The 24,309-nt window shown below is 71.0% G+C and carries 17 protein-coding genes; 6 read left to right on the top strand and 11 right to left on the bottom strand.

The annotated features are described in order from the left end of the window. Nucleotides 1-5: 5 nt before the first annotated feature. From ACIBJB_RS36160 to ACIBJB_RS36135, 6 genes are all read right to left on the bottom strand, one after another. Nucleotides 6-1,637, bottom strand: a complete 1,632-nt coding sequence (locus ACIBJB_RS36160) for an LCP family protein (RefSeq protein WP_398937150.1) — start codon at nt 1,635-1,637, stop codon at nt 6-8. A 63-nt stretch (nt 1,638-1,700) separates the two neighbouring features. After that, entirely contained in the window at nt 1,701-3,443 is a 1,743-nt protein-coding gene (locus ACIBJB_RS36155) for an LCP family protein (protein WP_398937148.1), read from the bottom strand. A gap of 159 nt (nt 3,444-3,602) precedes the next feature. Next, on the bottom strand, nt 3,603-5,204 hold the full coding sequence (locus ACIBJB_RS36150) for an LCP family protein (protein ID WP_398937145.1): 1,602 nt from the start codon (nt 5,202-5,204) through the stop codon (nt 3,603-3,605). Between the two features lie 149 nt (nt 5,205-5,353). Continuing rightward, nucleotides 5,354-7,099, bottom strand: coding sequence for an LCP family protein (locus tag ACIBJB_RS36145; protein WP_398937143.1), 1,746 nt, complete (start codon nt 7,097-7,099; stop codon nt 5,354-5,356). A gap of 153 nt (nt 7,100-7,252) precedes the next feature. Next, entirely contained in the window at nt 7,253-8,437 is a 1,185-nt protein-coding gene (locus ACIBJB_RS36140) for an LCP family protein (RefSeq protein ID WP_398937141.1), read from the bottom strand. Between the two features lie 267 nt (nt 8,438-8,704). Further along, nucleotides 8,705-9,439: a TIGR03089 family protein gene (locus tag ACIBJB_RS36135; RefSeq protein WP_398937139.1), complete on the bottom strand. Its 735-nt coding sequence runs from the start codon at nt 9,437-9,439 to the stop codon at nt 8,705-8,707. A gap of 129 nt (nt 9,440-9,568) precedes the next feature. On the opposite strand from ACIBJB_RS36135, the gene ACIBJB_RS36130 reads away from it, so the two are divergent. Then, nucleotides 9,569-11,038, top strand: a complete 1,470-nt coding sequence (locus tag ACIBJB_RS36130; protein ID WP_398937138.1) for a peptidoglycan recognition protein — start codon at nt 9,569-9,571, stop codon at nt 11,036-11,038. A 226-nt stretch (nt 11,039-11,264) separates the two neighbouring features. Continuing rightward, on the top strand, nt 11,265-12,347 hold the full coding sequence (locus ACIBJB_RS36125) for a sugar phosphate nucleotidyltransferase (RefSeq protein ID WP_398937136.1): 1,083 nt from the start codon (nt 11,265-11,267) through the stop codon (nt 12,345-12,347). Nucleotides 12,348-12,621: 274 nt separating this feature from the next. Here ACIBJB_RS36125 and ACIBJB_RS36120 read toward each other — a convergent pair whose 3' ends face one another. The 4 genes from ACIBJB_RS36120 to ACIBJB_RS36105 form a co-directional block, all read right to left on the bottom strand. Beyond that, on the bottom strand, nt 12,622-13,629 hold the full coding sequence (locus ACIBJB_RS36120; protein WP_398937134.1) for a DNA-3-methyladenine glycosylase family protein: 1,008 nt from the start codon (nt 13,627-13,629) through the stop codon (nt 12,622-12,624). Nucleotides 13,630-13,774: 145 nt separating this feature from the next. Beyond that, nucleotides 13,775-15,118, bottom strand: a complete 1,344-nt coding sequence (locus tag ACIBJB_RS36115; protein WP_398937464.1) for a coenzyme F420-0:L-glutamate ligase — start codon at nt 15,116-15,118, stop codon at nt 13,775-13,777. A 137-nt stretch (nt 15,119-15,255) separates the two neighbouring features. Further along, a complete protein-coding gene (gene cofD / locus ACIBJB_RS36110) occupies nt 15,256-16,215 on the bottom strand; it encodes a 2-phospho-L-lactate transferase (protein ID WP_398937132.1) in 960 nt (319 codons plus the stop codon). 34 nt (nt 16,216-16,249) lie between these two features. Continuing rightward, a complete protein-coding gene (locus tag ACIBJB_RS36105) occupies nt 16,250-16,759 on the bottom strand; it encodes a cysteine dioxygenase (RefSeq protein WP_398937130.1) in 510 nt (169 codons plus the stop codon). 700 nt (nt 16,760-17,459) lie between these two features. On the opposite strand from ACIBJB_RS36105, the gene ACIBJB_RS36100 reads away from it, so the two are divergent. The 3 genes from ACIBJB_RS36100 (at nt 17,460) to ACIBJB_RS36090 (ending at nt 23,059) form a co-directional block, all read left to right on the top strand. Then, nucleotides 17,460-17,723: a WhiB family transcriptional regulator gene (locus ACIBJB_RS36100; protein WP_003990679.1), complete on the top strand. Its 264-nt coding sequence runs from the start codon at nt 17,460-17,462 to the stop codon at nt 17,721-17,723. 183 nt (nt 17,724-17,906) lie between these two features. Continuing rightward, the gene (locus ACIBJB_RS36095) at nt 17,907-21,566 is read left to right on the top strand and encodes a glycosyltransferase (RefSeq protein WP_398937128.1); all 3,660 of its coding nucleotides are present in this window, start codon (nt 17,907-17,909) and stop codon (nt 21,564-21,566) included. Then, nucleotides 21,563-23,059 carry a DUF5719 family protein gene (locus tag ACIBJB_RS36090; RefSeq protein ID WP_398937126.1) on the top strand — a complete coding sequence of 499 codons (1,497 nt, stop codon included), beginning with the start codon at nt 21,563-21,565 and terminating at the stop codon, nt 23,057-23,059. Before ACIBJB_RS36095 ends, ACIBJB_RS36090 begins: the two co-directional genes overlap by 4 nt. A 22-nt stretch (nt 23,060-23,081) precedes the next feature. On the opposite strand, the gene ACIBJB_RS36085 is transcribed toward ACIBJB_RS36090, so the two are convergent. Next, nucleotides 23,082-23,525 (bottom strand): metallopeptidase family protein, encoded by a 444-nt coding sequence (locus ACIBJB_RS36085; protein WP_088245448.1) that lies wholly within the window; start codon nt 23,523-23,525, stop codon nt 23,082-23,084. 356 nt (nt 23,526-23,881) lie between these two features. Between ACIBJB_RS36085 and ACIBJB_RS36080 the strand changes: the two genes are divergently transcribed. Further along, complete coding sequence (locus ACIBJB_RS36080) at nt 23,882-24,256, top strand: DUF3499 domain-containing protein (protein WP_398937124.1); 375 nt, start codon at nt 23,882-23,884, stop codon at nt 24,254-24,256. Nucleotides 24,257-24,309: the final 53 nt, after the last annotated feature.

Here is a 24,309-nt window from a genome sequence, read left to right as displayed (position 1 = left end):
TCGCATCACCAGGTGAACCCCGGGTTGACGTGCATGCAGGCCGAGTCGTCCGCCCCGTTGAGGGCCTCAGCCGTCTTCGGGGTGGTGTTGTCCTCCTTGGCAGCCTTGTACGTCGTACCCTCGCGCCAGTCGGCGCCGATGACGAGGGTGACCCCGGAGACGTCCGTCGACTTCTTCACCGAACTCATGGGGATCCCCAGGGACTTGGCGACCGCCTGGGCGTCGCCCTCCAGTTCGGCGCTCGGGTAGCGCACGAGTGTCGTCGGCTCGCTCAGGGACCCCGTCCGGTCGGCGACCGCCTTGTCGTAGCCCTTGTCCACCAGCAGTCCGGCCACCGTGCTCGCGCGGCCGCTCGCCGCGGCCAGGGAGCCGGTGCGGGTGCCGTTCTGGACCAGGACCCCGATCTCGTCCTTCGCGGCGGCCGGGTCGTCGGAGGCCGCCTCGGCCTTCTCGGCGGTCGCCTTCCTCGCGTCCTTGCCGTCCAGCGCGATGTCGTCGCGCACCAGCCGGAAGAGCTGCTCGGCGTCCTCGGTCGGCTCCACCCGGGCGCCCACGTACCGATTGGGCATCGTGGTCATGGTGATGCGCTCCGGCTCGACCTTCCGCAGCTCGTTGCTGAGGTCGTAGAGCTTCTTCACGGTGCCGAGTCCCGAATCGACCGTGACCGCCTTCGTGGCCTGCTCGGCGAGCTTGCGCAGCTTGTTCGGGCTGCTGAGGGTGGCGTTGTCGCGCAGCTCACGGACCATCGAGTTCATGTACATGTGCTGGGCCTTGGCGCGGGCGAGGTCGCTGCCGTCCTCGAAGCCGTAGCGGGTGCGCAGCCACTGCAGGGCCTGCTCGCCCTTGACCGGGTGCGTGCCCTTCTCCAGCTTCAGGCCGGAGCCGTGCCCCTTGCTGTCCCGCGAGAGGATGTTGGCGTCCACGCAGACCGGGACACCGCCGATGGCGTCGGCCATGGACACCACGCCCGAGAAGTCGACCATCATGAAGTGGTCGATGTGGATGCCGGTGAGCTCCTGCCAGGTGGCCACCGTGCAGCCCGGGCCGCCGTGGCCGAGGCTCTGGTTGGTCATCGCCCGGCCGTCGCTCGCCGCGTACACCTTGCCGTCGTCCGGATCCGTGCACGTGGGGATCTTCACGAGGGTGTCGCGCGGCATGCTGACGACCGAGAGGTTGCTGCGGTCGGCGGACAGGTGCAGCAGCATCTGCACGTCCGCGAGCGGAGTGGAGCCGAACGTCTCCTTGGCGCCGCCCAGCTTCTGGTTCTCCTCGTTGTCCCGCGCGTCGGAACCGATGATCAGGATGTTCAGCGGGGTCTGGCCCGCCGCGTTCGGCGTCGGCTCGGCGACCTTGTTGTCGCCCAGGTTCAGGTCGTCCTGCTCGATGTTGGAGTTCAGGTGCCGGTAGTAGAGGTAGCCGGTCCCGGCCACCGCGAGTATCAGCACCGCGAGCGTGGTCGCGGACCATCTGAGCATCCGGTGCTTGCGCGGCGCCCTGCGGCTGCCGTGCCCGGACTCCGCCTCGGTCCCCGGCGCGACGTCCTGCACGCTGTATTGCGTTGTCAACGTTCCCGTCCTCCCCACCCACCCCACCGGACCCGCACGCCATGCGTCGGGCCCGCCGCACGTCTTAGACATACGACGGGCCCGTGAGGTTGCCCTACGAACCTGTGTGAGACCTGGGGCCTGCCTCTGTGGACCTCAGCTCGCGCACTGCGCCTTGTCCGCCGTCGACTTGTCCACGCCCGGTGCGGCCGCCGCGGAGGAGTTGAGCTTCACGCCCGCGCCCTTGAAATCCTTGCCCAGGGTGAGGGTCATGGTCGGCAGGCCCTGCGCGTTGGTGACGCTCTTGCCCGGCTTCATCGCCGAACCGGAGAGCCCCATGATGTCCGCGAGCCTGCGCGCCTGGTCGGCCTGGTCGGGGGCGTACTCCAGGGTCGTCTTCGCGAGCGCCGCCTCGGCGTTGCCCGCGTTCTCGGACTTGGTCACGCCCTCCTCGGTCTGGAGGTAGGCCAGCTGCTGCTGCGCGCTGCCTCCCGCCGCACCGCCGTTGAGGATGCGCACGCGGACGTCGGACGCGGCGGACTTGGTGCCCTTGAGCCGGGCCGCGACCTCCGCCTTCTCCTTCTTCTCCTGCTTCTTGACCTCGGTGAAGGAGACGTCGTTCTTGATCGCGTCGAAGATCGCGGGGGCCCTCGTGTCGTCGATGACCACCGTCGCCTTGACCACCGTCTCGGCGGGGTTGTCCTTGACCGGGATCGTCATGAAGCTGATGTTCTTCGTCGGCACCTTCTTGAGCTCCAGGGCGATGTCCTTGAGCGTGCCGACCTTGCCGATCGCCTTGTCCACGGTCAGCGCGTTGGTCGCGGCCTCCGCCAGCTTCAGCAGCTTGGTGGGGCTGGTGAGGGTGTCGCCGGAGGTCATCTTGCGCATCAGCGAGCCCAGGAACTGCTGCTGCGCCTTGATCCGGTCCAGGTCGCCCTTGTTGCCGAAGGCGTGCCGGGTACGCACGAAGGCGAGGGCCCGCTCGCCCTCCACCTTCGACTTGCCGGCGGGCAGGACGAGCTTCGACTGCTTGTCGTCGACGGCCTTCTCCACACAGACCTCGACCCCGTCCACCGCCGTGGTCAGGGTCTTCACCGCGTTGAAGTCGGCCATCACGAAGTGGTCGGGCTTGATGCCGGTGGCCGCCTCGACCGTGCGCATCGTGCAGCCCGCGTCCCGGCCCTTCTCGCCGAGGCTCTTGTTGAAGCGGACGTCCTCCTGCCCCGCGACGACCGTCTCGGAGCCGTCCTCCTGCTTGGTCTCGCAGTCCGGTATGTCGACGATCAGGTCGCGCGGGATGCTGAGCGCGGTCGCGTTCGTCCGGTCCTTGGAGACGTGCAGCAGGATGTTGGTGTCGGCGTGGCCCACGCTGCCCGCGTCGCCGTAGCCCTCGTTGCCCTCACCGGTGCGCTTGTCGGTGCCGATGATGAGGATGTTGAAGGCCTCGTCCTTGCTGAAGTTGCTGGCGGCCGCGTCGCCGACGTCGGTCGTGCCGACGTTGCCCTCGAGGTGCTTGAGGTAGAAGTAGCCCGTCGTGGCACCGGCGACCAGGACGAACGCCATCGTGCCGCCGGTCCACAGCAGGGCCTTCTTCGCCTTCGACTTCTGCTTGACCGGCCGCCGTCCGCGCCGCCCCGGCAGCGGCTCCTCGGGCGGCGCGCCCCGCCGCCTGCGCGGTGGCGGTACGTCCCGGCCGGGGGCCACGGGGGCGGTCGTACGACTGCCCGGTACACCCGTCCTGCTCGGCGAAGGCGCGGCCGCGGCCCTGCGCGGGCCGGGAATTCCCGGCTGCGGTGCGGAAGGGCTCAGTCGCAGTTCGTATTCGCCGGTGTTCGGATTGAGCACCCACTGGTCTGCGGGGTCGACGTCGTCCGCCCGCCCACGGCCTTGTGCGTCCACGTTGTCCGAATCCTCCGTCAGGGCCACACGGCGATCGCTGGATCGCTCACACTATCCGCCCGGTTGGGCCTGGAGCGACGTGAGTTGTTCCTGCTCCGATCCTGTCAGTATGTACGCACACCCCGGCCCCTCCGTTCGGCCCCCGGCCGTCCCGTTCTCCTAATAGGTGTAGACCGAGTACACATCCATGCACTGACCGGTGTCCGAGCCGTTGATGGCGTCCGTGTTGCCCGGCAGATCACCGGCCTTGGCCTCGGACTGCTTCGGATACGCCGTCCCGGTACGCCAGTCGGCGCCCACGACGAGGGTGACCCCGGAGACATCGGTCGACTTCTTCACCGAACTCATGGGGATTCCCAGGGACTTGGCGATGCGCTGGGCGTCGCCCTCCAGGTCGGCGCTCGGGTAGCGCACCACCGTCCGGTCTTCGGAGAGGCCCGCCGTCGCGTCCTTGGACGCCTGCGAGAAACCCTTCCGCACGAGCTCCTCGGCGATCGTGCCGGCGCGTCCGCCCACCGGGCCGAGGGTGGAGGTCGCCGTCGCGTTCTGCACGAGGACGCCGATCTCGCCGTCCGGCGCGGAAGGCGCCTTGGTGGCCGCGACGGTCTTCTTCCCCTTCGAGGCCTTGCCCTTCTTGTCGAGGGACACGTCGTCGCGGAGCATCTCCCAGAGCTTGTCGGCGTTCGCGCCGTCGGGTACGACGTGCTCCTTGTTCTTCGGATCCTTGACGTTCGGCATCGTCACCGAGGTGATGCGGTCCGTCGGCACCGACTTGAGCTGCATGCCCAGGTCGTAGAGCTCCTTGACCGAGCCGATCTCCTCGGACACCTGGAGGGACTTCGTGGCCGCCTCGGCGAGGTCCATCAGCCGCGGGGTGTCGGTGAAGACGTTCTGCCCCTTCAGCGTGCGGATCATCGAGTTCAGGTACATGTGCTGGGCCCTGGCCCGCATCAGGTCGCTGCCCCAGGCATGCCGGGTGCGCAGCCACTGCAGGGCCTGCTCGCCCTTGACCTTGTGCGTGCCCTCCGGCATCTTCAGCCCGGATCCGCCGGGCACCTGGGCCGTCGGGCGGTCCCACACGTTCTGCTTCACACAGACCGAGACACCGCCGATGGCGTCCGCCATCCGCACCACGCCCGAGAAGTCGATCGTCATCCAGTGGTCGATGTAGACCCCGGTGAGGTTCTGCCAGGTGGCGAGCGTGCAGCCGGCGCCGCCGCGCGCCAGGGTGGTGTTGATGATGTCGTTGGTCGGCGGGTACGTCTTCCCGGTGTCCGGGTCCGTGCACTTGGGAATGTCGACCCGGGTGTCGCGCGGGATGCTCACCATCGCGGCGCTCTTGCGGTCCGCGGACAGGTGGATCAGCATCTGCACATCGCCCAGCGGCGGGTTGCCGCGGTTGTCCCTGCTGCCGCCGAGCTTCACGTTCTCGTCGGAGTTACGGCTGTCCGAGCCGATCAGCAGGATGTTCAACGGCGTCTGCCCGGCCGCGTTGGCCTCGGCCTTGCGCGCCTTGGAGTCACCGCTGCTGCGCTCACCCTTGCGGATGTTGCCGTTCAGATGCTGGTAGTAGAGGTATCCGGCGCCGGCCGTGCCGAGTATCAGCACGGCGAGCGTGGTCGCCGACCATCTGAGCACCCGGTGCTTGCGCTGGGCCCTGGCCCGCCGCCGCCCGTGCCGCCCGGGTCTGTCCGGACCGGGCCCCTCGGCGGGCCGCACATCCGGCCGCGCCCCCTCCTCGTGCACACTGCTGTGCCCCATCCCCTGTCTCCCCACCCTCACGCAGAACGAACGCAAAGACCTGCCGTACGACTGGTTAGACGCACGACAGGCCTCTTAGGTCACCGCGGAGCCTGCGAACAACTCCCGTCTGCGGCACGAGCGTCCGGCACGCACGCTCGCGGCCTTGCCTACTTGGCGCACTCGACCTTGTCGGCCGTCGACTGCTGCACCCCCTCGGGTGCCTTCGTCGCCGTGGTGAAGGACACCCCGGCGCCCTTGAAGTCCTTGCCGAGGGTGAGGGTCATGGTGGGCAGGCCCTGGGAGTTGGTGACGCTCTTGCCGGGCTTCAGCTGGGCTCCGGACAGGCCCAGGATGTCCGCGAGCCTGCGCGCCTGGTCGGCCTGGTCGGGGGCGTACTCCAGGGTCGTCTTCGCCAGCGCCGCGTTCGCGTTGCCGGCGTTCTCCGACTTCAGTACGCCCTCTTCGTTCTGCAGGTACTCCAGCTCGGCCTGCGCGCTGCCCGCCGCCGCACCGCCGTTGAGGATGCGCACCCGCACCTCGGACGCGGCCGACTTCGTGCCCTTGAGCCGGGCCGCCGCCTCGGCCGCCTCGGCGCTCTTGGACGCGCTCGCCTTCTTCTTGACCTCGGTGAACGACACGTCGTTCTTGATCATGTCGAAGACGGTGGGGGCCGTCGCGTTGTTGAGGACGACCGTCGCCTTCACCTTCTCCGTCGGGTTGTCGACGACCGGCACCGTGGTGAACGTCAGGTTCTTCACGTTCAGCTTGCCCAGCTCCAGACCGAGGTCCTTGAGCTTGCCGATGCTGTCGAGGTTGGAGTCGACGGTCAGCGCCTTGGTGCCCGCCTCCGCCAGCTTGATCATCTTCGTCGGGTCGGTGAGCGTGTCGTTCGACTTCAGCTTGCGCATCAGCGCGCTCAGGAACTGCTGCTGGAGCGTGATCCGGCTCAGGTCACCGCCGAAGCCGACCGAGTGCCGCGTGCGCACGAAGGCGAGAGCCTGTTCGCCCGAGATGGTGTGCGTGCCCTTCGACAGCTTGAGCTTGGAGTCCTCGTCGTCGATGTCCTTGGCCAGACAGATCTCGACCCCGCCGACCGCCGTGGTCAGCGTCTTGACCGCGTTGAAGTCGGCCACCATGAAGTTGTCGGCCTGGATCCCGGTGAGCTCGGTGACGGTCCGCACCGTGCAGCTGGGCGTCCGTTCGTCCTGGCCCAGGCTCGTGTTGAAGCGGACGTCGTCCGTGCCCGGGATGACCTTGGTGCTGCCGTCCTCCTGCTTGGTCTCGCAGTCGGGGACGTCCACGATCAGGTCGCGCGGGATGCTCAGCGCGGTCGCGTTCGTCCGGTCCTTCGAGACGTGCAGCAGGATCGTGGTGTCCGCGTGCCCGACGCTGTCCTTGTCGCCGTAGCTCTCGTTGCCCGCGCCGGTGCGCTTGTCGGTGCCGATCAGCAGGATGTTGATCGCCTTGTCCGACTGGAAGCCGCCGGTGCTCGCACCGTCGTCGGAGACGGAGGTGATGTTGCCGTTCAGGTGCCGGATGTAGAGATAGCCACCGCCCGCCGCCGCGACCAGCACGAACGCCATCGTGCCGCCCGTCCACAGCAGGGCCTTCTTCGCCGTCGACTTCTTCTTGACCGGCCGGCGCCCACGGCGACCCGGCAGTGGCTCCTCGGGCGGCGCGCCCCGCCGCCTGCGCGGCGGCGGCACCGCACGGCCCGGCGCCACGGGAGTGGCCGTACGAGCGGCGGGTACTCCCGCCCTGTTCGGGGAGGGCGCGGATCTGCGGGGACCGGGAATACCCGACTGCGGTGCGGAAGGGGTCAGTCGCAGTTCGTATTCACCGGTGTGCGGGTTGAGTACCCACTGGTCTGCGGGGTCGATGTCGCCCGCCCGCCCACGGCCTTGTGCGTCCACGGTTGCTGAATCCTCCGTCGGCCGGATGCACCGGAGCGCTCACACTAGCTGCCCGATTCGCCGACAGGTTACGGCGGTGACAAATTCCACGCCCCTACAACCGGGCAATCCGCCCATTTGCTCGGACACCGGTTCGCCGCCTTGGGAAACGCTTTACCCGCAGCTGTCCTCGGCGGCCGTGTTGCCGCGGAAGGTGGGCGCCGTGCCCCCGTTCTCAGATTCTCCATAGGGTTCTTCGTCATGAGAATGTTCTGAAAACTTCCGGGCTTTCTCCGTCACCTTCACCGGCGCATCCTTGCGCAACCGTTCGAAAAGTCGCCGGGCCTCGGGTTCCGCGAGTTGATCACGATTGGCGTCGTTGACGTACGGCTCCCGCGGCACGGTAAGGAATTGCACACGCTCCGTAGGGATGTGCCGCAAGCCGCGCACGAGTTCGTACAGCCCGCGCAGACTCGCCAGATCGGGATCGGTGGTGAGCGAGGAAGTCGCCGCGTCCAGCACGGGATAGAGCTTCACCGGATTCAGCAGTACGTCATTGCTCTGCACCTTGTGGACGAGCGCCCCGAGAAAACGCTGCTGACGGTCCATCCGCTCGGTGTCGCTGCCGTCGCCGAGGGACTTGCGGGCCCGCACATAGCCGAGCGCCTCCTCGCCGTCCAGCGTCACCCGGCCCGCCGGAAGCCGCAGCTTGGCCGCCTTGTCGTTGATCGGTTCGTCGAGACAGACCGTCACTCCGTCGACGGCGTCCACCATGTCCTTGAACCCGTGGAAGTCGACGACCATGTGATGGTCCACGCGAATGTTCGTGAGTTTCTCGACGGTCCGGATCGTGCAGGCCGAACCGCCCTTCTGGAAGGCGCCGTTGAACATCGTGAACGCGGGTTCACCACGGGTCCCGTCCGACCCCAGACAGGCCGGCACCTGCACCATCAGGTCCCGCGGCAGCGACACGGCCGTCGCGGTGCGCCGTCCGGCGGACAGATGCAACAGGATCGTGGTGTCCGACCGCTCGGTCCCCGAGTCCCGCCCGTACCGCGCGTTCTCGTCCCCCGACCGTGAGTCGGACCCGATCAGCAGAATGTTCTGCGCGTCCTTGACGAGCGAGGTGGGCCGCTCCTTCTCGTACCGGGCGAGTTCGGCGGCGGCCGCGTCGTCCGGGGTGATGTTCCCCTCGAGCTTGGCGTAGAGGGCCCATCCGGCACCGGCGGTGGCGGTGGCGGCCACGGCGGCGGCGAGCCCGGCACCGCGCAGCCACCGTCGCCGCCGGCGGCGTATGAGCCCTTCACCGCCGGCCGACGCCCCAAGGCCGGGCCCGAGGGCGCGAGCGCTGTCGGTCACGGGTCGGCCCACCCCTCATGGCGTACGAATCTGTCCTTACGACCATGACGCGGGCCGGTTCTCAGGGGCGGCCGGTACTGCTCCACGCGGGTGACCGCACCCGGCGTGCCGGTACTGCTCCAGTCGGGTGACCGCCCCCGGCGTCCCGGTAGTGCTCCACTCGGGTGACCGCTCCCGGCGTCCCGGTAGTGCTCCATTCGGGTGACCGCCCCCGGCGTCCCGGTAGTGCTCCACTCGGGTGACCGCTCCCGGCGTGCGCCCGTCCGGTCAGCGACGAACAGCCGTGACCCGCTCACTCTCGATCCGCTGGGCGAGCTCCTCCTCGCCCAACCGCTCCAGATGACGGCACAGCACCACGGACCCCCCGGTGGCGAGCGCCCCGTACAACCCGGCGTTCAACCCGTCCCACGTGTCGTACGGCAGCCCCGACAACACGCGGTCCCCCGTCCCCTCGGCCCGGGCCCGCTCGACGACCTCCGCCGCGCTGAACTCCCGCCCCGCCACGATCAACGCGGGCTCATCGGGGTCCACCGGAGCGAACGGAACAAACCGGTCCCCCTGTCCCGGTACCTCCACGGCATAGTCCACGAAGCCGTCCGGCGTCTGCGGAAAGCGCCCGCCCAGCGGCCGCAGGGCCAACGCGACCCGCTCCCCGGAACACGCCCGCGCCGCCTCCAGGGTCTCCGGCCCGCTCACGACCACGTCGGCCGCGGCCGGATCTCCGCCGACGTCCGCGACCACCCCCACCGACGCGCAGGCCAGCAACCACACCGCCGTCTGCCAGTGCGCGGGCAGCAGCAGCGTCACCCGGTCACCGGGCGCCGCGGCGAGGTCGCCCTGGAGGAGGTTCGAGGTCTTGGCCACCCAATTGGCGAAGGTGGCCACGGACAATTCGACACGTTCGCCCGTGGCGTCGTCGTAGAAGGTCACCAGGGGGCGTGCGGGATCCGCGGCGAGCGCGGAACGCAGCAGGTCGGCAGGGGTGCGATCGGTGGCGTTCATCCGCAGAAGCGTACGCGGGCACGCGGCCGGACACCCTCGCGCGGGGCCACCGGTTCGGCGCAACAACACCCGACGGACCGTCAGTTCCCCGATGGACAGATTTATATGACTATGTCCAGGATCGGGAGCATGCGTGGACTACTTGCTTCCTCGGTCGGCGTCACCTGCGCGGCCGCTCTCGCCCTGTCCCTCACCTCGCCCGCGGTCGCGGCGAGACCGGTGTCCCCGGCGGCCGTGAGACCGGCGTCGGGCGCGGAAGCCCCCGGCAGCACCCAGTCGCTGCCCCTCGCGCCCCTCGCCTCCCGCGATGTCACCCTCGCCCCGGCCGACGAACAGGGCCTGCCCCGGCGGGACGTTCAGCCCTTCTCCCTGGCGGGCGTGATCTGGGACGACCCGGACACCGAGTTGCACGGCCGCGTCCAGATCCGCACCCGTGCGGCCGGCACCGACACCTGGTCCGGCTGGCAGGACCTGGAGGCCCACAACGACGACACCGCCGACCCCGGCGCTGCCGAGCGCATCTCCGGCCGCGTGCACGGCGCCACGGCACCGTTGTGGGTGGGCGACTCGGACGGCGTGGAGGTGAGGGTCCGAGCCGAAGCCGACCGCAGCGCCGAGGACATGGGCCGCGGCTCCCGTACGGTCCCCACGACCGCTCCTCTCCCGAAGGGGCTGCGTCTGGAACTGGTGGACCCGGGGGAGAGCGCACCGGCGTCCGCCCGGCAGGAAGCCGCGGCGGCAGACGCCCCCCACCGGGCCGTCGCACGCTCCGCCCCCACCCCCGAACCGGGCGAAGACCCCGCCACGATGGACACGTCCGCCCCCAACGCCGAACCGCCCGAAGATCCCGCCGCGATGGACGCGTCCGCCGCCAACACCGGTCTGGCCGCTCCCGGCGCCACCGAGATCCCGGAGCTGAACCGGCAGCAGACCGAACAGGAACTGTTCGCCCTGCGCGCGGGGGAGTTGACGGAGCAGCAGCGGACGAAGCCGTACATCGGACCGCGCCCGCGCATCGTCACCCGGCGCGGCTGGGGCGCCGACGAGAGGCTGCGCGAGCGGAAGTTCGTCTACACGAAGAAGGTCAAGGCGGCCTTCGTGCACCACACGGCGTCCGGCAACGGGTACCGCTGTACGCAGGTGCCCTCGCTCATTCGCGGTATCTACCGCTACCACGTCAAGAGCATGGGATGGCGTGACATCGGCTACAACTTCCTCGTCGACAAGTGCGGAAACATCTACGAGGGCCGGGCGGGCGGCGTGGCGAAGGCGGTCCTCGGTGCCCACACCCTCGGGTTCAACACCAACAGCATGGGGATCGCCGTCGTCGGCAGCTACGGCTCCAAGAAGCCGTCCGCCGCCGCGACGAATGCCGTCGCACGGCTCACCGCGTGGAAGCTCGGCCTGTACGGCGGCAACCCGAAGGGGAGGACGTATCTGAAGTCGGGCGGTGGCAACCGCTATCCGAAGGGTAAGAAGGTACGACTGAACGTGATCTCCGGCCACCGGGACGGCTTCGCCACGGAGTGCCCCGGACGGAAGCTCTACCGCAAACTCGGATCCACCCGCACGACAGCTGCCCGTCTCCAGGGTCGTTGACGGTCACTGAGGACCGAGAGAGACCGGGCAGACACCGAGGAGAGACCGAGCAGACACCGAGGAGAGACCGAGGAAAGTCCGTAATCCGTTTCACCGCCGTCGGGGGGCAGGCGTGAATGCCGCACGGCCACCGAAGGTGCCGCACAACGGTCGCACCAACGGTCTGCATACACTGACCGGTCGAAAGACAGTTCGGGTCGGTCCCGGCAGGAAGCGGAGACAACAGGTGACAGAAGCGATCCTCCTGGTCGGCGGCAAGGGCACGAGACTGCGACCCCTCACGGTCCACACTCCGAAGCCCATGGTCCGCGCGGCCGGCGTCCCCTTCCTCACCCACCAGCTGGCCAGAGCGAGAGCGGCGGGCGTCGACCACATCGTCCTCGCCACGAGCTACCTCGCGGAGGTCTTCGAACCGCACTTCGGCGACGGCTCCTCCCTGGGGCTTCACCTCGAGTACGTCACCGAGGTGGAGCCCCTCGGCACGGGCGGCGCGATCCGCAACGTGGCCGCCCGTCTGCACTCCGCCCCCGACGAGCCGGTCCTGGTCTTCAACGGCGACATCCTGACGGGCCTGGACATCAGGGCGCTGGTGCGCACGCACGAGACGACGGGCGCGGACGTCTCCCTGCATCTCACGAAGGTGACGGACCCGCGGGCCTACGGACTGGTCCCCACGGACGAGACGGGCAGGGTCCTGGCGTTCCTGGAGAAGCCCCAGACCCCGGAGGAGATCGTCACCGACCAGATCAACGCGGGCGCGTACGTCTTCCGCCGCTCGGTCATCGACACGATCCCGCAAGGCCGCCCGGTCTCGGTGGAACGCGAGACCTTCCCCGAACTCCTGTCGGCCGGAGCCCACCTCCAGGGCATGGTCGACTCGACGTACTGGCTGGACCTCGGCACCCCCGCCGCCTTCGTCCGCGGCTCGGCCGACCTGGTCCTGGGCCGGGCCCCGTCCCCCGCGGTCCCAGGCCGCTGCGGCGACCGCCTGATACTCCCCACGGCCAGGGTCGCCCCGGACGCGAAACTGACCGACGGCACGGTGGTCGGCGAGGGCGCGTACATCGCGGAGGGTGCCAGGGTCTCCGGCTCGACGATCCTTCCGGGCGCGGTGGTCGAACCGGGTGCCGTCATCACCGACTCCCTGATCGGCACCAGGGCCCGCGTGGGCGAACGCTCGATCCTCACCGGCACGGTCATCGGCGACGGCGCGATCATCGGCGCCGACAACGAACTACGGGACGGCGCGCGGGTCTGGTGCGACGCGAAGATCCCCGCGGGAGCGGTCCGCTTCTCGTCGGACCGGTGAGGAGAGGTTCCGGCGGCGGGTGTGGGGGCGAGCCGGGCCGGGGCGGTGGCGTCCGTTCTGGTTCCTTGTCGACGCCGGTCCGCTTATGTCAGCCCGTCCGGCGTTTGAGGACGAGGCCCCTTCAGGGCCGACGGGGTCCGGGGCGGAGCCCCGGCGGGGGTGCAGGGGGCGGAGCCCCCTGTGCGGGGTCGAAGGGGCGGCAGCTCCTGGGGACGGGAAGGGTAGGGGCGGCGGGGGCGAAAACCGCAACGCCAACCCTCACCCCGCCACACCGTCACAACCTCCCGATGTCCCCCCGAGTCATCCGCGGCGCCCGCCTCCCCGGCACCCGCCCACTCAACAGAATCAACCGAGCCGCCCGATGCCGCTGCCCCGCATACGGCTCCAGCAGCGCCAACATCGCCGCATCATCCGCATCCCGATCCCCCGCCAGCGCGAACCCCACGATCCCCGGCAGATGCAGATCCCCCACGGTCACCGCATCCGCCGCCCCATGACTCCGCTGCACCACCTCCGCGGACGTCCACGGCCCCACCCCCGGCACGACCTCCAACCGAGCCTGTGCGGCCGCCGGAGACATTCCCACCGCCTCCTCCAGCCGCGCAGCCACCCGCACGGCCCGCAGAATCGTCGAGGCCCGCTTGTTGTCCACCCCGGCCCGATGCCACTCCCACGACGGAATCAACGCCCACGTCCGGGGCGCCGGCATCACCCACAACCGCCCACCCGCCGCAGGCCCCGGCGCCGGCTCCCCGAACTTCCGCACCAGCAACCGCCACGCCCGATACGCCTCATCGGTCGTGACCTTCTGCTCCAGCACGGAAGGAATCAACGACTCCAGCACCAGCCCGGTCCGCGTCAGCCGCAGCCCCGGCCGCCGATGCCAGGAATGAGCCACCACCCGATGCCGGGGCACGAAGACGGAAGGATCGTCCGCGGCCCCGAGCAACTCCGGCAACCGCGAGAGCAGCCACTCACCCCCGGGCCCCCACGCCTCGCCGCGCACCTCACCGCCGTACACGCAGACCCGCAGGGTCCCCGGACCGACGGGCGTAAGACTGGCCCGCCACACGGACCCGTCCGGAAGAGCCCGGAACGTGGGGTCCCCGGGCCCCCGTCTGAGCGCCCCGAGCACCAGCCCGAGATCGACGGGCCACCCCGGCGCCCACTTCCGCACCAGCGGGGCCTCCACCCGCGCCGCCTCCCGCCGCGCGGCGGGCACGACGACCTCCCCACCGCGCACGGTCGTACGCGTGGGCCGGGGAGCGAAACGTCCTGCCACGAATGACGTCCTGGGATAGAAGAGGAGCCGGGACCCGGGGTACGAGAGGAACCGGGACACGGGGTACGAGAGGAACCGGAAGAAGCCCTACGAGACTAGGCGCAAGCCGAGGCCCACCACCGCACCTCGACGAAACGGGCGCACATCACCGCACCTCGATGAAACTCCCCGCATCCCGGTCCGGCCGGGGCCGGGGCTCCTCCGCCGGATGCCCCACCGCAACGGCCCCCATCGGATCCCAGTCCTCCGGCAGCCCCAGCACCTCCCGCACCACATCGCGGCAGAACATGGTGGACGACACCCACGCCGACCCCAGCCGCTCCCCGGCCAGCGCGACGAGGAAGTTCTGCACCCCGGCCCCGGCGGCGACGACGAACATCTCCCGCTCGGCCGCGTCCCGCCGCACATCGCCGTACGTGTGCGACCCGTCCATCACCAGACAGGGCACGACGAGATACGGCGCCTTCCGCAGCACGTCCCCGCGCCGCACCCGCTTGGCTATCGACTCCTCGGACTTCCCGTCCCGCCGCAGATCGGCGATCCAGGCGTCCCGCATGGCGTCCAGCAGCCCGGTCCGCGACACCTCGGACTCCAGCAGCACGAACCGCCACGGCGTCGTGTGATGCGGCGCCGGCGCGGTGACGGCCGCGGCGACGGCTCGTCGTACGGCGCCTGGGTCGACGGGCTCGTCCGTGAAGGCCCGTACGGTACGGCGCTGGGTGACCGCCTCCCGGACGGCCTCCGAGGTACCCAGCCGGAACATGTCGTCGCGCGCGTGACGCACCATGGCCCGCGCCCCCTCACCGTGCTCCTCGGCCACGACATGGGCCAGCCCGCGCACGACGGCGACGGGCAGCCCGGCGGCCTTGCCCTTGACGAGATCACCGGCGGCGGCCAGTTCGTCGGCCGTCGCCACGACGGTCGCGCTCAGCGGATTGCCGTACGCGTCCGTCCCGCCCCGCAGATCGTCCAGCACCCGCACCCCGGCGGCGCCGATGGCGACATCGGTGAGCCCGGCGCGCCAGGGCCGCCCGAAGGTGTCGGTGACGACGATCCCGACGTCGACCCCGAGGGCGTCCCGCAGCCCGTCCCGGATCGCCCGCGCCGAGGCGTCCGGGTCCTCGGGCAGCAACAGCACGGTCCCCGAAGGGGTGTTGGAGGCGTCGACCCCGGCGGCGGCCATCACGAGCCCCTGCCGGTTCTCGACGATCCTGAGCGGTCCGCGCCGGGCCACGACCCGTACGGTCTCGGCGTCGATCGCGGCCTCCCGGTCGCCCGCCTCGACGACCCGCCCCTCCGCCTTGGACACGATCTTCGAGGTGACCAGCAGCACGTCCCCGTCGACGAGCCCCGGCTCGGCGGCGGCGATCAGCTTGGCGAGGTCGTCCCCCCGAGCGACCTCGGGCATCCCGGAGACGGCCCACACCCGGAAACCGCCGCCACCCCCGTCCACCGCACCGCTCGCCGCCCCGCGCCCGGACCCGACCACCACGGTCCCGGCACCGCCGCTCGCCGCCCCGTCGCCCTTCGCCGGCCCGCCGTCGGCCACACGCGGGCCGCCCCGGCTCCCGGCCACCGATCCCGGCGCTTCCCCCGGGCCCCGTGTCTCATCCGCCACCTCGCCGCTCAAGCTCCGCGCACCTCCTCCGCCAGCTCCAGCGCCTCCTGGGCCATCCGCGCGGTCGCGTCCAGGTCGGTCATCATCAGGGGTACGGCCCGGCAGCGGATGCCGGCCGACTCGATCCGCTCGACCGCTCCGGCGTCCACGGTGTCGACGAGCCAGCCGTCCAGCAGCCCCGAGCCGTAGTGCTCGGCGACCGCCGCGGCCGTGGACTCGACGCCGACCGCCGCCAGCACCTTGTCGGCCATGCCGCGCACGGGCGCGTCCCCGACGATGGGGGACAGGCCCACCACCGGCACCCCGGCCTCGGCGATCGCCTCACGGATGCCGGGCACGGCGAGGATCGTGCCGACCGACACCACCGGGTTGGACGGCGGGAACAACACGACGTCCGCCTCCGCGATCGCCTCCAGCACCCCCGGCGCCGGCTTGGCCTGCTCCGCGCCCACCGGCACGACCGCGTGGGCCGGCACGGACGCCCGCAGCCGCACCCAGTACTCCTGGAAGTGAACGGCCTTGCGCTCGCCGTCGACCTCCACGGCCACATGCGTCTCGACCCGGTCGTCGGTCATCGGGATCAGCCGCACCCCCGGCCGCCACCGGTCGCACAGCGCCTCGGTCACCGCGCTCAGCGGATACCCCGCACCGATCATCTGCGTCCGCACGATGTGCGTGGCGAAGTCCCGGTCCCCGAGCCCGAACCACTCGGGCCCGACGCCGTACGCCGCGAGCTCCTCCTTGAGGTGGAAGGTCTCCTCGGCCCGCCCCCAGCCCTGCTCCTCGTTGATACCGCCGCCGAGCGTGTACATCACCGTGTCGAGGTCCGGGCAGACCTTCAGCCCGAAGAGGTGGATGTCGTCCCCGGTGTTACCGATGACCGTGATGTCCGCGTCCTGCGCGGCCTGCTTCAGACCGCGCAGGAACCGGGCACCGCCGATGCCGCCTGCCAGAACCACAATGCGCATGGGAGCAAGTCTTACAGGCGGGTACGACAACGCGTCATGCGGTTACGACGTCCACCTCGTCGTGGGTCTCGCGGGCGGTGCACGCGGTGTACATCGGCATCTCGGTCAGCCCCGGGTAGTACACGTGCAGACTCACCGCCGGCTCCAGCGCGTCGTTGACGACTTCGTGCACGTACCCCGGCGCGAACACCCGCTGTGCCCCCGCCCCCAGCGCGCGCGTCCCCCGCTCGGTGCGCTCGGTCAGCGTGCCCTCCAGGACGGTGAGGACCCCGGAGGAGCGGCCGTGGTCGTGCAGCCCGCTGCCCTGACCGGGGACCCAGGACAGCAGCCACACCTCGTAGCCGGGTCCGGTACGCAGCCGGTGGTACCAGCGGCTCGTCGCGTCGTACTGGACGAGGTGCGCCCACTGCGAGCGGTCGGCGGCGATGGAGCGTGCCAGGCCGACGAAGTCGGCGACGGTGGCCGGGTGCTCGCGGGGGGCCTGGAGGAGGTGCGGGACCTCGAGGAGGTCGCCGGCGATCTGGAGGTCGTTGTCGCTGTTCATGGGGTGCGATGGGTCCTCGGCGAAGAGTGTGGGGGCTGGCTGGTGTCGCGTACCGTCCGCCCGGGTCACGGGAGGACAGGAATGCCCGGGTGCGGGCGGGGAACAAGCAGCCGAGTCACGATGGACTCAGGAGCAGCCGGAGCGCGGTGGGCTCAACAGCTGGAACAGCAACAACAGCTACAGCGAGCGCGGGCAGCACCGTGGGACCCGGCGGTGCGGGTCGAGGTGAGTGCCAAGTTCGCGAGCATGCCCACAAGGACAGCGGGTCACACGTTCACTGTCAACTCGACACCTCGGAAGTGGGACATGTTTCACCTCATCCGGTCCATCTCCCTGATGAAAGGTTTGTTCGGGTGCCTACCGGGACACATGGCGCACAACCGGGCGCACGGGCCGCGACTTCGCACGACTTCCACGGGCGCACACGGAACGAGTTCGAACTGATGGGCGTCCTTCCCCGTACAGGTCCGAAAGGGCCGGCTCGGCTCGGCAGCCCTCTCGGGTCTCGTCTGCTTGTCAAGGTTTATGCCGATTTGAACACTTTCTGCTAGGCCTTGGTTCCGCAGAGTGAATAAGGGGCCCAATAGCAGATCTCGGCTTGACTCGCCCGGAGCAGCACACTTGTAATTTCACTCGTGTCGTTCAGCCGAAATCGGTAACGGCCGTCACACGGGGACGCGAAGACAGACGAGGGGCGCACATGACCGAGCTGGTGCAGCAACTGCTGGTCGACGACGCGGACGAGGAACTCGGCTGGCAGGAGCGCGCGCTGTGCGCCCAGACCGACCCCGAGTCCTTCTTTCCCGAGAAGGGCGGCTCCACCCGCGAGGCCAAGAAGGTCTGCCTGTCCTGCGAGGTCCGCTCCGAGTGTCTCGAATACGCCCTCGCCAACGACGAGCGCTTCGGCATCTGGGGCGGCCTGTCGGAACGCGAACGCCGCAGGCTGAAGAAGGCCGCCGTCTGACGCAAGGCAGGCTCCACCGCACTTTTCGTACGCAACCGAACGGCCCGTCGCCCGTGGGTTATCCACAGGCGGCGGGCCGCCGTCCTGCCCAGCCGATAGTGTGGGCGCTCGTCCGAGACGCCTCGCCGCCCCCTCAGGGCACAGGCGTCCACCGCAGTCCACCGAACCGGGGCCCGTACCTCGATGTCCGTGCACAGCCACACGGCAGCCCAAGACCACGCTGCCACTCCTGAGTTCCCGCGTCATGTGGTGACCGCGGTGCTCGTCTCCCACGACGGCGCCCGCTGGCTGCCCGACGCGCTCGCCGGGCTGCTCGGCCAGGAGCGCCCCGTGCAGTTCGCCCTGGCCGCCGACACCGGCAGCGCGGACGACTCCGCGCGGCTGGTCACCGACGCCCTCGGGGCCGACCGGGTCCTGCACCTCGCCCGGCGCACCGGCTTCGGCCAGGCCGTCGAGGAGGCCGCCCGCACCGCTCCCGTCCTGACCCCGGACGAGCTGCCGTACCTGAAGCGGCCCAGCGGCTGGGACCCGGTCACGCGCACATGGCGCGACGACGCCTACGACCTGCCGGAGCTGCCGCACGGCGAGCCGGTCCAGTGGCTCTGGCTGCTGCACGACGACTGCGCCCCGGAGCCAGACGCCCTGGCCCAGCTGCTGCGCGTCGTGGAGAACGAACTGGAGCTCGGCCGGGACGACGTCGCCGTGGTGGGCCCCAAGCTCCGCGGCTGGTACGACAAGCGGCAGCTCCTGGAGGTCGGCGTCTCCATCGCCCACTCCGGCCGCCGCTGGACGGGCCTGGACCGCCGCGAACAGGACCAGGGCCAGCACGACCACGTCCGGTCGGTGCTGTCCGTGTCCACCGCGGGCATGCTGATCCGCCGCGACCTCTTCGAGCAGCTCGGCGGCTTCGACCGGCGTCTGCCCCTCATGCGTGACGACGTCGACCTGTGCTGGCGCGCCCAGGCCGCCGGCCACCGCGTCCTGATCGCCCCCGAAGCCGTCGTACGCCATGCCGAGGCGGCCTCCCGGGAGCGCCGTACCGTCGACTGCGCGGGCCGCACCACCGCGTCCCCGCACAAGGTCGACAAGGCCGGCGCCGTCTACACCCTGCTCGTCAACACGCGTACGGCCGCGCTGCCCTGGGTGCTGGTGCGCCTGGTCCTGGGCACCCTGCTGCGGACCGTCGCCTATCTCGTCGGCAAGGTCCCCGGACAGGCCCTCGACGAGATCCGCGGCCTCCTCGGCACCCTGCTGCGGCCCGAGCGGATCATCGCCGGGCGGAGCAAGCGGGGCACGCCGGTCGTCGACAAGGACGAGCTCAGGCAGCTGTTCCCGCCGCCCGGCGCCACCGTCCGGGCCACCGTGGAACAGGTCGCGGGCAACCTCTTCGGCGGCTCCGACGCCGAGGCCTCCGCGGCCGGACGCCATGGCGGCGGCATCGAGTCCGGGCCCGGCGGCGACGACGCGGACTTCCTGGAGATCGAGCAGTTCGCCCGCCTCAAGCGCGTCGCCCGCAAGCCAGGACCGGTGCTCTTCCTGGCGCTGCTGCTCGTCGCCCTGGTCGCCTGCCGCAACCTTCTGGGTGGCGGCGCGCTCGCGGGCGGCGCCCTGCTGCCCGCCCCGGCCGACGCCGGCGAGCTGTGGTCGCGCTACGCGGACGCGTGGCACGCGGTGGGTGCCGGCGGTACCCCGTCCGCGCCGCCGTATCTGGCGATCATCGCCGCGCTGTCCTCCGTACTGTTCGGCTCGACCGGTCTCGCCCTGACGGTCCTGCTGGTCTGCTCGGTGCCGCTGGCCGGCCTCACGGCCTACTTCGCCTCCCGCCCGCTCGTCGAGTCCCGCCTCCTGCGCGCCTGGGCGGCCGTCGTCTACGCCTTCCTGCCCGCCGCCACCGGCGCCCTCGCCGGCGGCCGCGTGGGCACCGCCGTCCTCGCCGTCCTGCTGCCGCTCATCGCGCGCGCGGGCGTCGCCGCCGCAGGACTGACGAGCAGCACGGGCGCGCGTGGCAGTTGGCGCGCCACCTGGGCGTTCGCGCTCCTGCTCACGATCACCACCGCGTTCACGCCGATCATCTGGCCGATCGCCCTGATCCTCGGCGTCGGCCTGCTGGTCGTGCGCCGCACCGACATCACCGCCTACGGCCTGCGCTTCCTGGCCCAGTTCGGCACCCCCCTGCTGGTCCTCGCCCCCTGGTCGCTGACGCTGCTCCCGTTCGGCTTCTTCGAGCAGGCGGGCCTCGAGTACGGCTCCTCGGCCGCCTCCGCCCTCGATCTGCTCGGCGCGAGTCCCGGCGGCCCCGGCACGGTCGACGGGCTGATGCTCATCGGCGTGGTGCTGGCAGCCCTGGCCGCCCTGCTGCGCACCGAGCGGCAGTTCGGCATCTGGACGGCCTGGGCGGTGGCCCTGGTGGGCCTCGTCTTCGCGGTCCTGTCCAACGACTCGACCTGGGCGGGCCCCGCCACCCTCGTCTACGGCCTGGCCCTGCTGGCCGCCGCCGTGCTCGGCGCCGACGGGGCACGCGCACGCGTGGCGGAGCAGAGCTTCGGCTGGCGCCAGCCGGTCGCCGCCCTGATCGCCTTCGCCTCGGCCGCGGGCCCGCTGCTCGTCGCCGCGGGCTGGATGATCGGCGGCGCCGACGGACCGCTGGAGCGCCGCGACCCCGTCCAGGTGCCCGCGTTCGTCGCCGAGGAGAGCGGCACCCGCGACCAGGCCCGCACCCTCGTCCTCGACAGCGACTCCGCGGCCCACGTCGGCTACATGCTGGTGCGCGGCTCCGGCGCCCGCCTGGGCGACGCCGAACTCGCCGCGGCCGACGGCGAGAACGACAAGCTGGACAAGGTCGTCGCCAACCTCGTCGCCGGCTCCGGCGCCGACCAGGCGAACCAGCTCGGCGGCTTCGCCGTGCGCTACGTCCTCGTCCACAAGGGCGCGCCCCGCGAGGTCACGCGCGTGCTGGACGCCACGCCCGGTCTGACCCGGCTCAGCCAGCAGGACGGCAGCGGACTGTGGCGGGTCGACCAGGAGGTCGCGCGCGCCATCCTCGTCGCCAAGTCCGGATCCGGTACCGCGCAGCCGGTGGCCGCCGGCCCCGTGGACATCCACACCACGGTCCCGTCCGGCGCCGACGGCAGGATCCTGCGCCTCGCCGACACCGCCGACGAGGGCTGGACCGCCACCCTGGACGGCAGGCCGCTGACCCGCACCACCGTCGACGGCTGGGCCCAGGGCTTCGAACTGCCCGCCTCCGGCGGCAAGCTGGACGTCACCTTCGACGATCCCTTCACCCACACCCTCTGGCTGTGGATCCAGGGCTTCCTCGCCGTCGTCCTCGTGGTCATGGCCCTGCCCGGCCGCCGCCGCGACGTCGACGACGACCTCCCCGAGGAGCCGTCGATCCCGGCCCAGGCCGTGGCGGGCGAGGGCCGCCGCGCCCGCCGTCTGCGCGCCCAGGCCGAGGAGGCCGCGCGCCCGGACGACCTCCCCCCTCCTCCGCAGGAAGCCCCGGCCGCGGTCCCGCACCAGCAGTCCTACGCGGACTGGGACGCCCCGACCTACGCGAACGCCGAGTACGGCACCTACGGCGGCGAGCAGTACCAGGGCACGGCCCAGCAGTACCCGGCGGGCGGCTACGACCAGCAGCCGTACCAGGCAGACCCCTACCAGGGCGGCCAGTACGACCCGTACGCCTACGGCGGCCAGAACCAGCAGACGTCGTACGACCAGCAGACGTACGGCGGCCAGTACGAGCAGCAGTACGACCAGGGCTACGACCCCGCGTACGACCCGGCGCAGCAGCACCCGGACGCCACCGGCAGTGAGCGCCCCGACGGGAGTCAGCAGTGAACCGCACCACCGTGTCCCTCATCGCCGGCACCGCCGCGCTCGCCGCCGTCACCGGGTTCGCCACGCTCAGCTCACCGCAGGCCGCCGGCACCGCCAGGACGGCGGCCGAGCTGCCCGTGGAGCGCACCAGCCTGCTGTGCCCGGTGCCCAGCACCTCCGACATCGCGGAGACGTCGTACACGTCGTTCACGCCCGTCACCAAGGACGCGGACAGCGGCGGCAAGGCCGAACTCCAGGCGGCCGCCGCGGAGTCGGACGGCAAGAGCAAGAGCAAGAGCAAGGGGAAAGGCAAGAAGGCCGGCAAGCCGGTCCTCGACCCCGAGGAGCCCGGCAAGCCCGCCACCGGGGAGACCTCCGGCGGTGACGCGCCGGCCCTCGTCGGCACCGCCGAGGGGAAGTTCGCGCCCGGCTGGACCGTCCAGGAGACCACGAAGGTCGCCGCGGGCTCCGGACGCGGGTTGCAGGGCGTCAACTGCTCCGCCCCCGACACCGAGTTCTGGTTCCCGGGCGCGAGCACGGCCGCCGACCGCACCGACTACGTCCATCTGACCAACCCCGACGACTCCGCCGCCGTCGTCGACATCGAGCTCTACGGCAAGGACGGCGCCCTGGACTCCACGCTGGGGGAGGGCATCACCGTCGCGCCGCACTCCAGCGATCCGATCCTGCTGTCCACGCTCACCGAGGAGAAGCAGGAGAACCTCACTGTCCATGTGAACGTCCGCAGCGGGCGCGTGGGCGCGGCCGTGCAGGCGCTGGACGACAAGCTCGGCGGCGACTGGCTGGCCGCGTCGACGGACCCGTCGGGCAGCCTGGTACTGCCCGGTATCCCGAAGGACGCCACCTCCGTGCGCCTGGTCGCCTTCACGCCCAGTGACTCCGACGCCGACCTGAAGGTGCGGCTCGCGTCCCCCTCCGGCCTGATCACCCCCGCCGGGAACGAGACGCTGCACGTGAAGGCGGGCATGACCACCTCCGCCGACCTCGGCGACGTCACACGCGGGGAGGCCGGTTCGCTGGTCCTGACCCCCACCGACGCATCCGTGCCGGTGGTCGCCGCCCTGCGGGTCGTCCGCGGCAAGGGCGACGACCAGGAGACGGCCTTCATCCCGGCCACGCGTCCGGTCGGCGCGCGCGCGACGGTCGCCGACAACAGCGCCAAGGGCACCACGCTGTCGCTGACCGCCCCCGGCCGGGCGGCCACCGTCAAGGTCACGGCCTCGGCGGGCAGCAAGGGCGGTGAGGCGGTCTCGAAGACGTTCACCCTCAAGGCGGGCACCACCGAGAACGTGGAAGCACCCACCCCGACCGGCCTCAAGGGCACGTACGCCCTCACGGTCGAGCATGTCTCAGGAGGCCCGGTCTACGGCGCCCGCACCTTGGTGGCCACTGCCGACGGAGTGCCGGGCTTCACGATCCAGGCCCTCCCGGACGACCGGGGCATGGTGGCGGTGCCGGAGGCGGACCAGGACCTGTCGGTGCTGCAGAAGTAGCCCGGGGTGATCCGCGGGCGGTTCAGTCCTCGCCGTACCGCGGATCCACCGTCTCCGGAGTGAGCCCCAGCAGTTCGGCCACCTGCTCCACGACGATCTCGTGCACCAGCGCCGCCCGCTCGTCGCGCCCCTTGGTGCGGATCTCCACCGGCCGCCGGTAGACGACCACGCGCGCGGGGCGTCCCTCACGCGCCGGAATCGTCCCGCCGAGCGGCACCGCCTCGTCGTTCCAGGACTGTCCGTCCAGTCGGGGCACTTCCAGGACCAGGAAATCGATGTCGGCGAGCTGCGGCCAGCGCCGCTCCAGGCGCTCCACGGAGTCCTGCACCAGGTCCGCGAACGCCTCGGCCCGACTCGCGGCGAGGGGCACCTGCGGCGGGGCGATCGGGCCGCGCATGCCCCGTCCGTGGCGATCACGGCGGCGGGGCCCGGGGCCGGTGGCGCGGGGCGGTACAGGGTTGTCCATCACTGGTGAAGGGTAATCCCCGCCGCACCCCCGCGCCCGCCGCCCACGCGGTACCCCGGACATGGTCCGAAACGACGTACGGCCTGCTCGTACGGCATGTCGGCAGTTGACCATTCCAGCCAAGGTTGGGCTCGAATCCGTATCCCTGGGAGACCGCTGATCTCAAGGCAATTGACATGGTTTGCACCAACTGGTGATCGGTTTCAGGTGCGTTCGGCCCCTCGACAGCGGGTGTCCGTGCAGGTCACGGCGGTGTGACCGGAGTGCCGTGTGGGGCGTTTCACAACACGACACGGTGGGGTGACCTGGGGGAGAGTCGTCGCGGCCCGTTCAAGAGTGCGGTACCGTCCAACGTCGTGAGCCCTGTACGTCGCTGTTCGCGCACCGCTTGCGGCCGTCCCGCCGTCGCGACGCTGACGTACGTCTACGCCGACTCGACCGCGGTCCTCGGCCCGCTCGCCACCTACGCCGAACCCCACTGCTACGACCTGTGTGCCGAGCACTCCGAGCGCCTCACCGCCCCGCGCGGCTGGGAGGTCGTGAGGCTCCTCGACGCCTCGGCCCCGGCCCGGCCCAGCGGGGACGACCTGGAAGCGCTTGCCAACGCCGTGCGCGAAGCGGCCCGCCCGCCGGAGCGCGCCGCCGAAGCCGGCGGCGGAGCCCGCAGGGCCGACCCGATGGAGGTCGCGCGCCGCGGCCATCTGCGGGTCCTGCGCTCTCCCGACAACTGACCCGTCCGCTGGGCGCGTTCGGTGCTTCTCGCTCGGTGACGCACGCCCATTGA

The organism is Streptomyces sp. NPDC050759 (genome assembly GCF_044456945.1).
Classification (GTDB): Bacteria; Actinomycetota; Actinomycetes; order Streptomycetales; family Streptomycetaceae; genus Streptomyces.
Note: the sequence above shows the minus strand (reverse complement) of the source record. Positions and strands in the feature narration are given on the sequence as shown.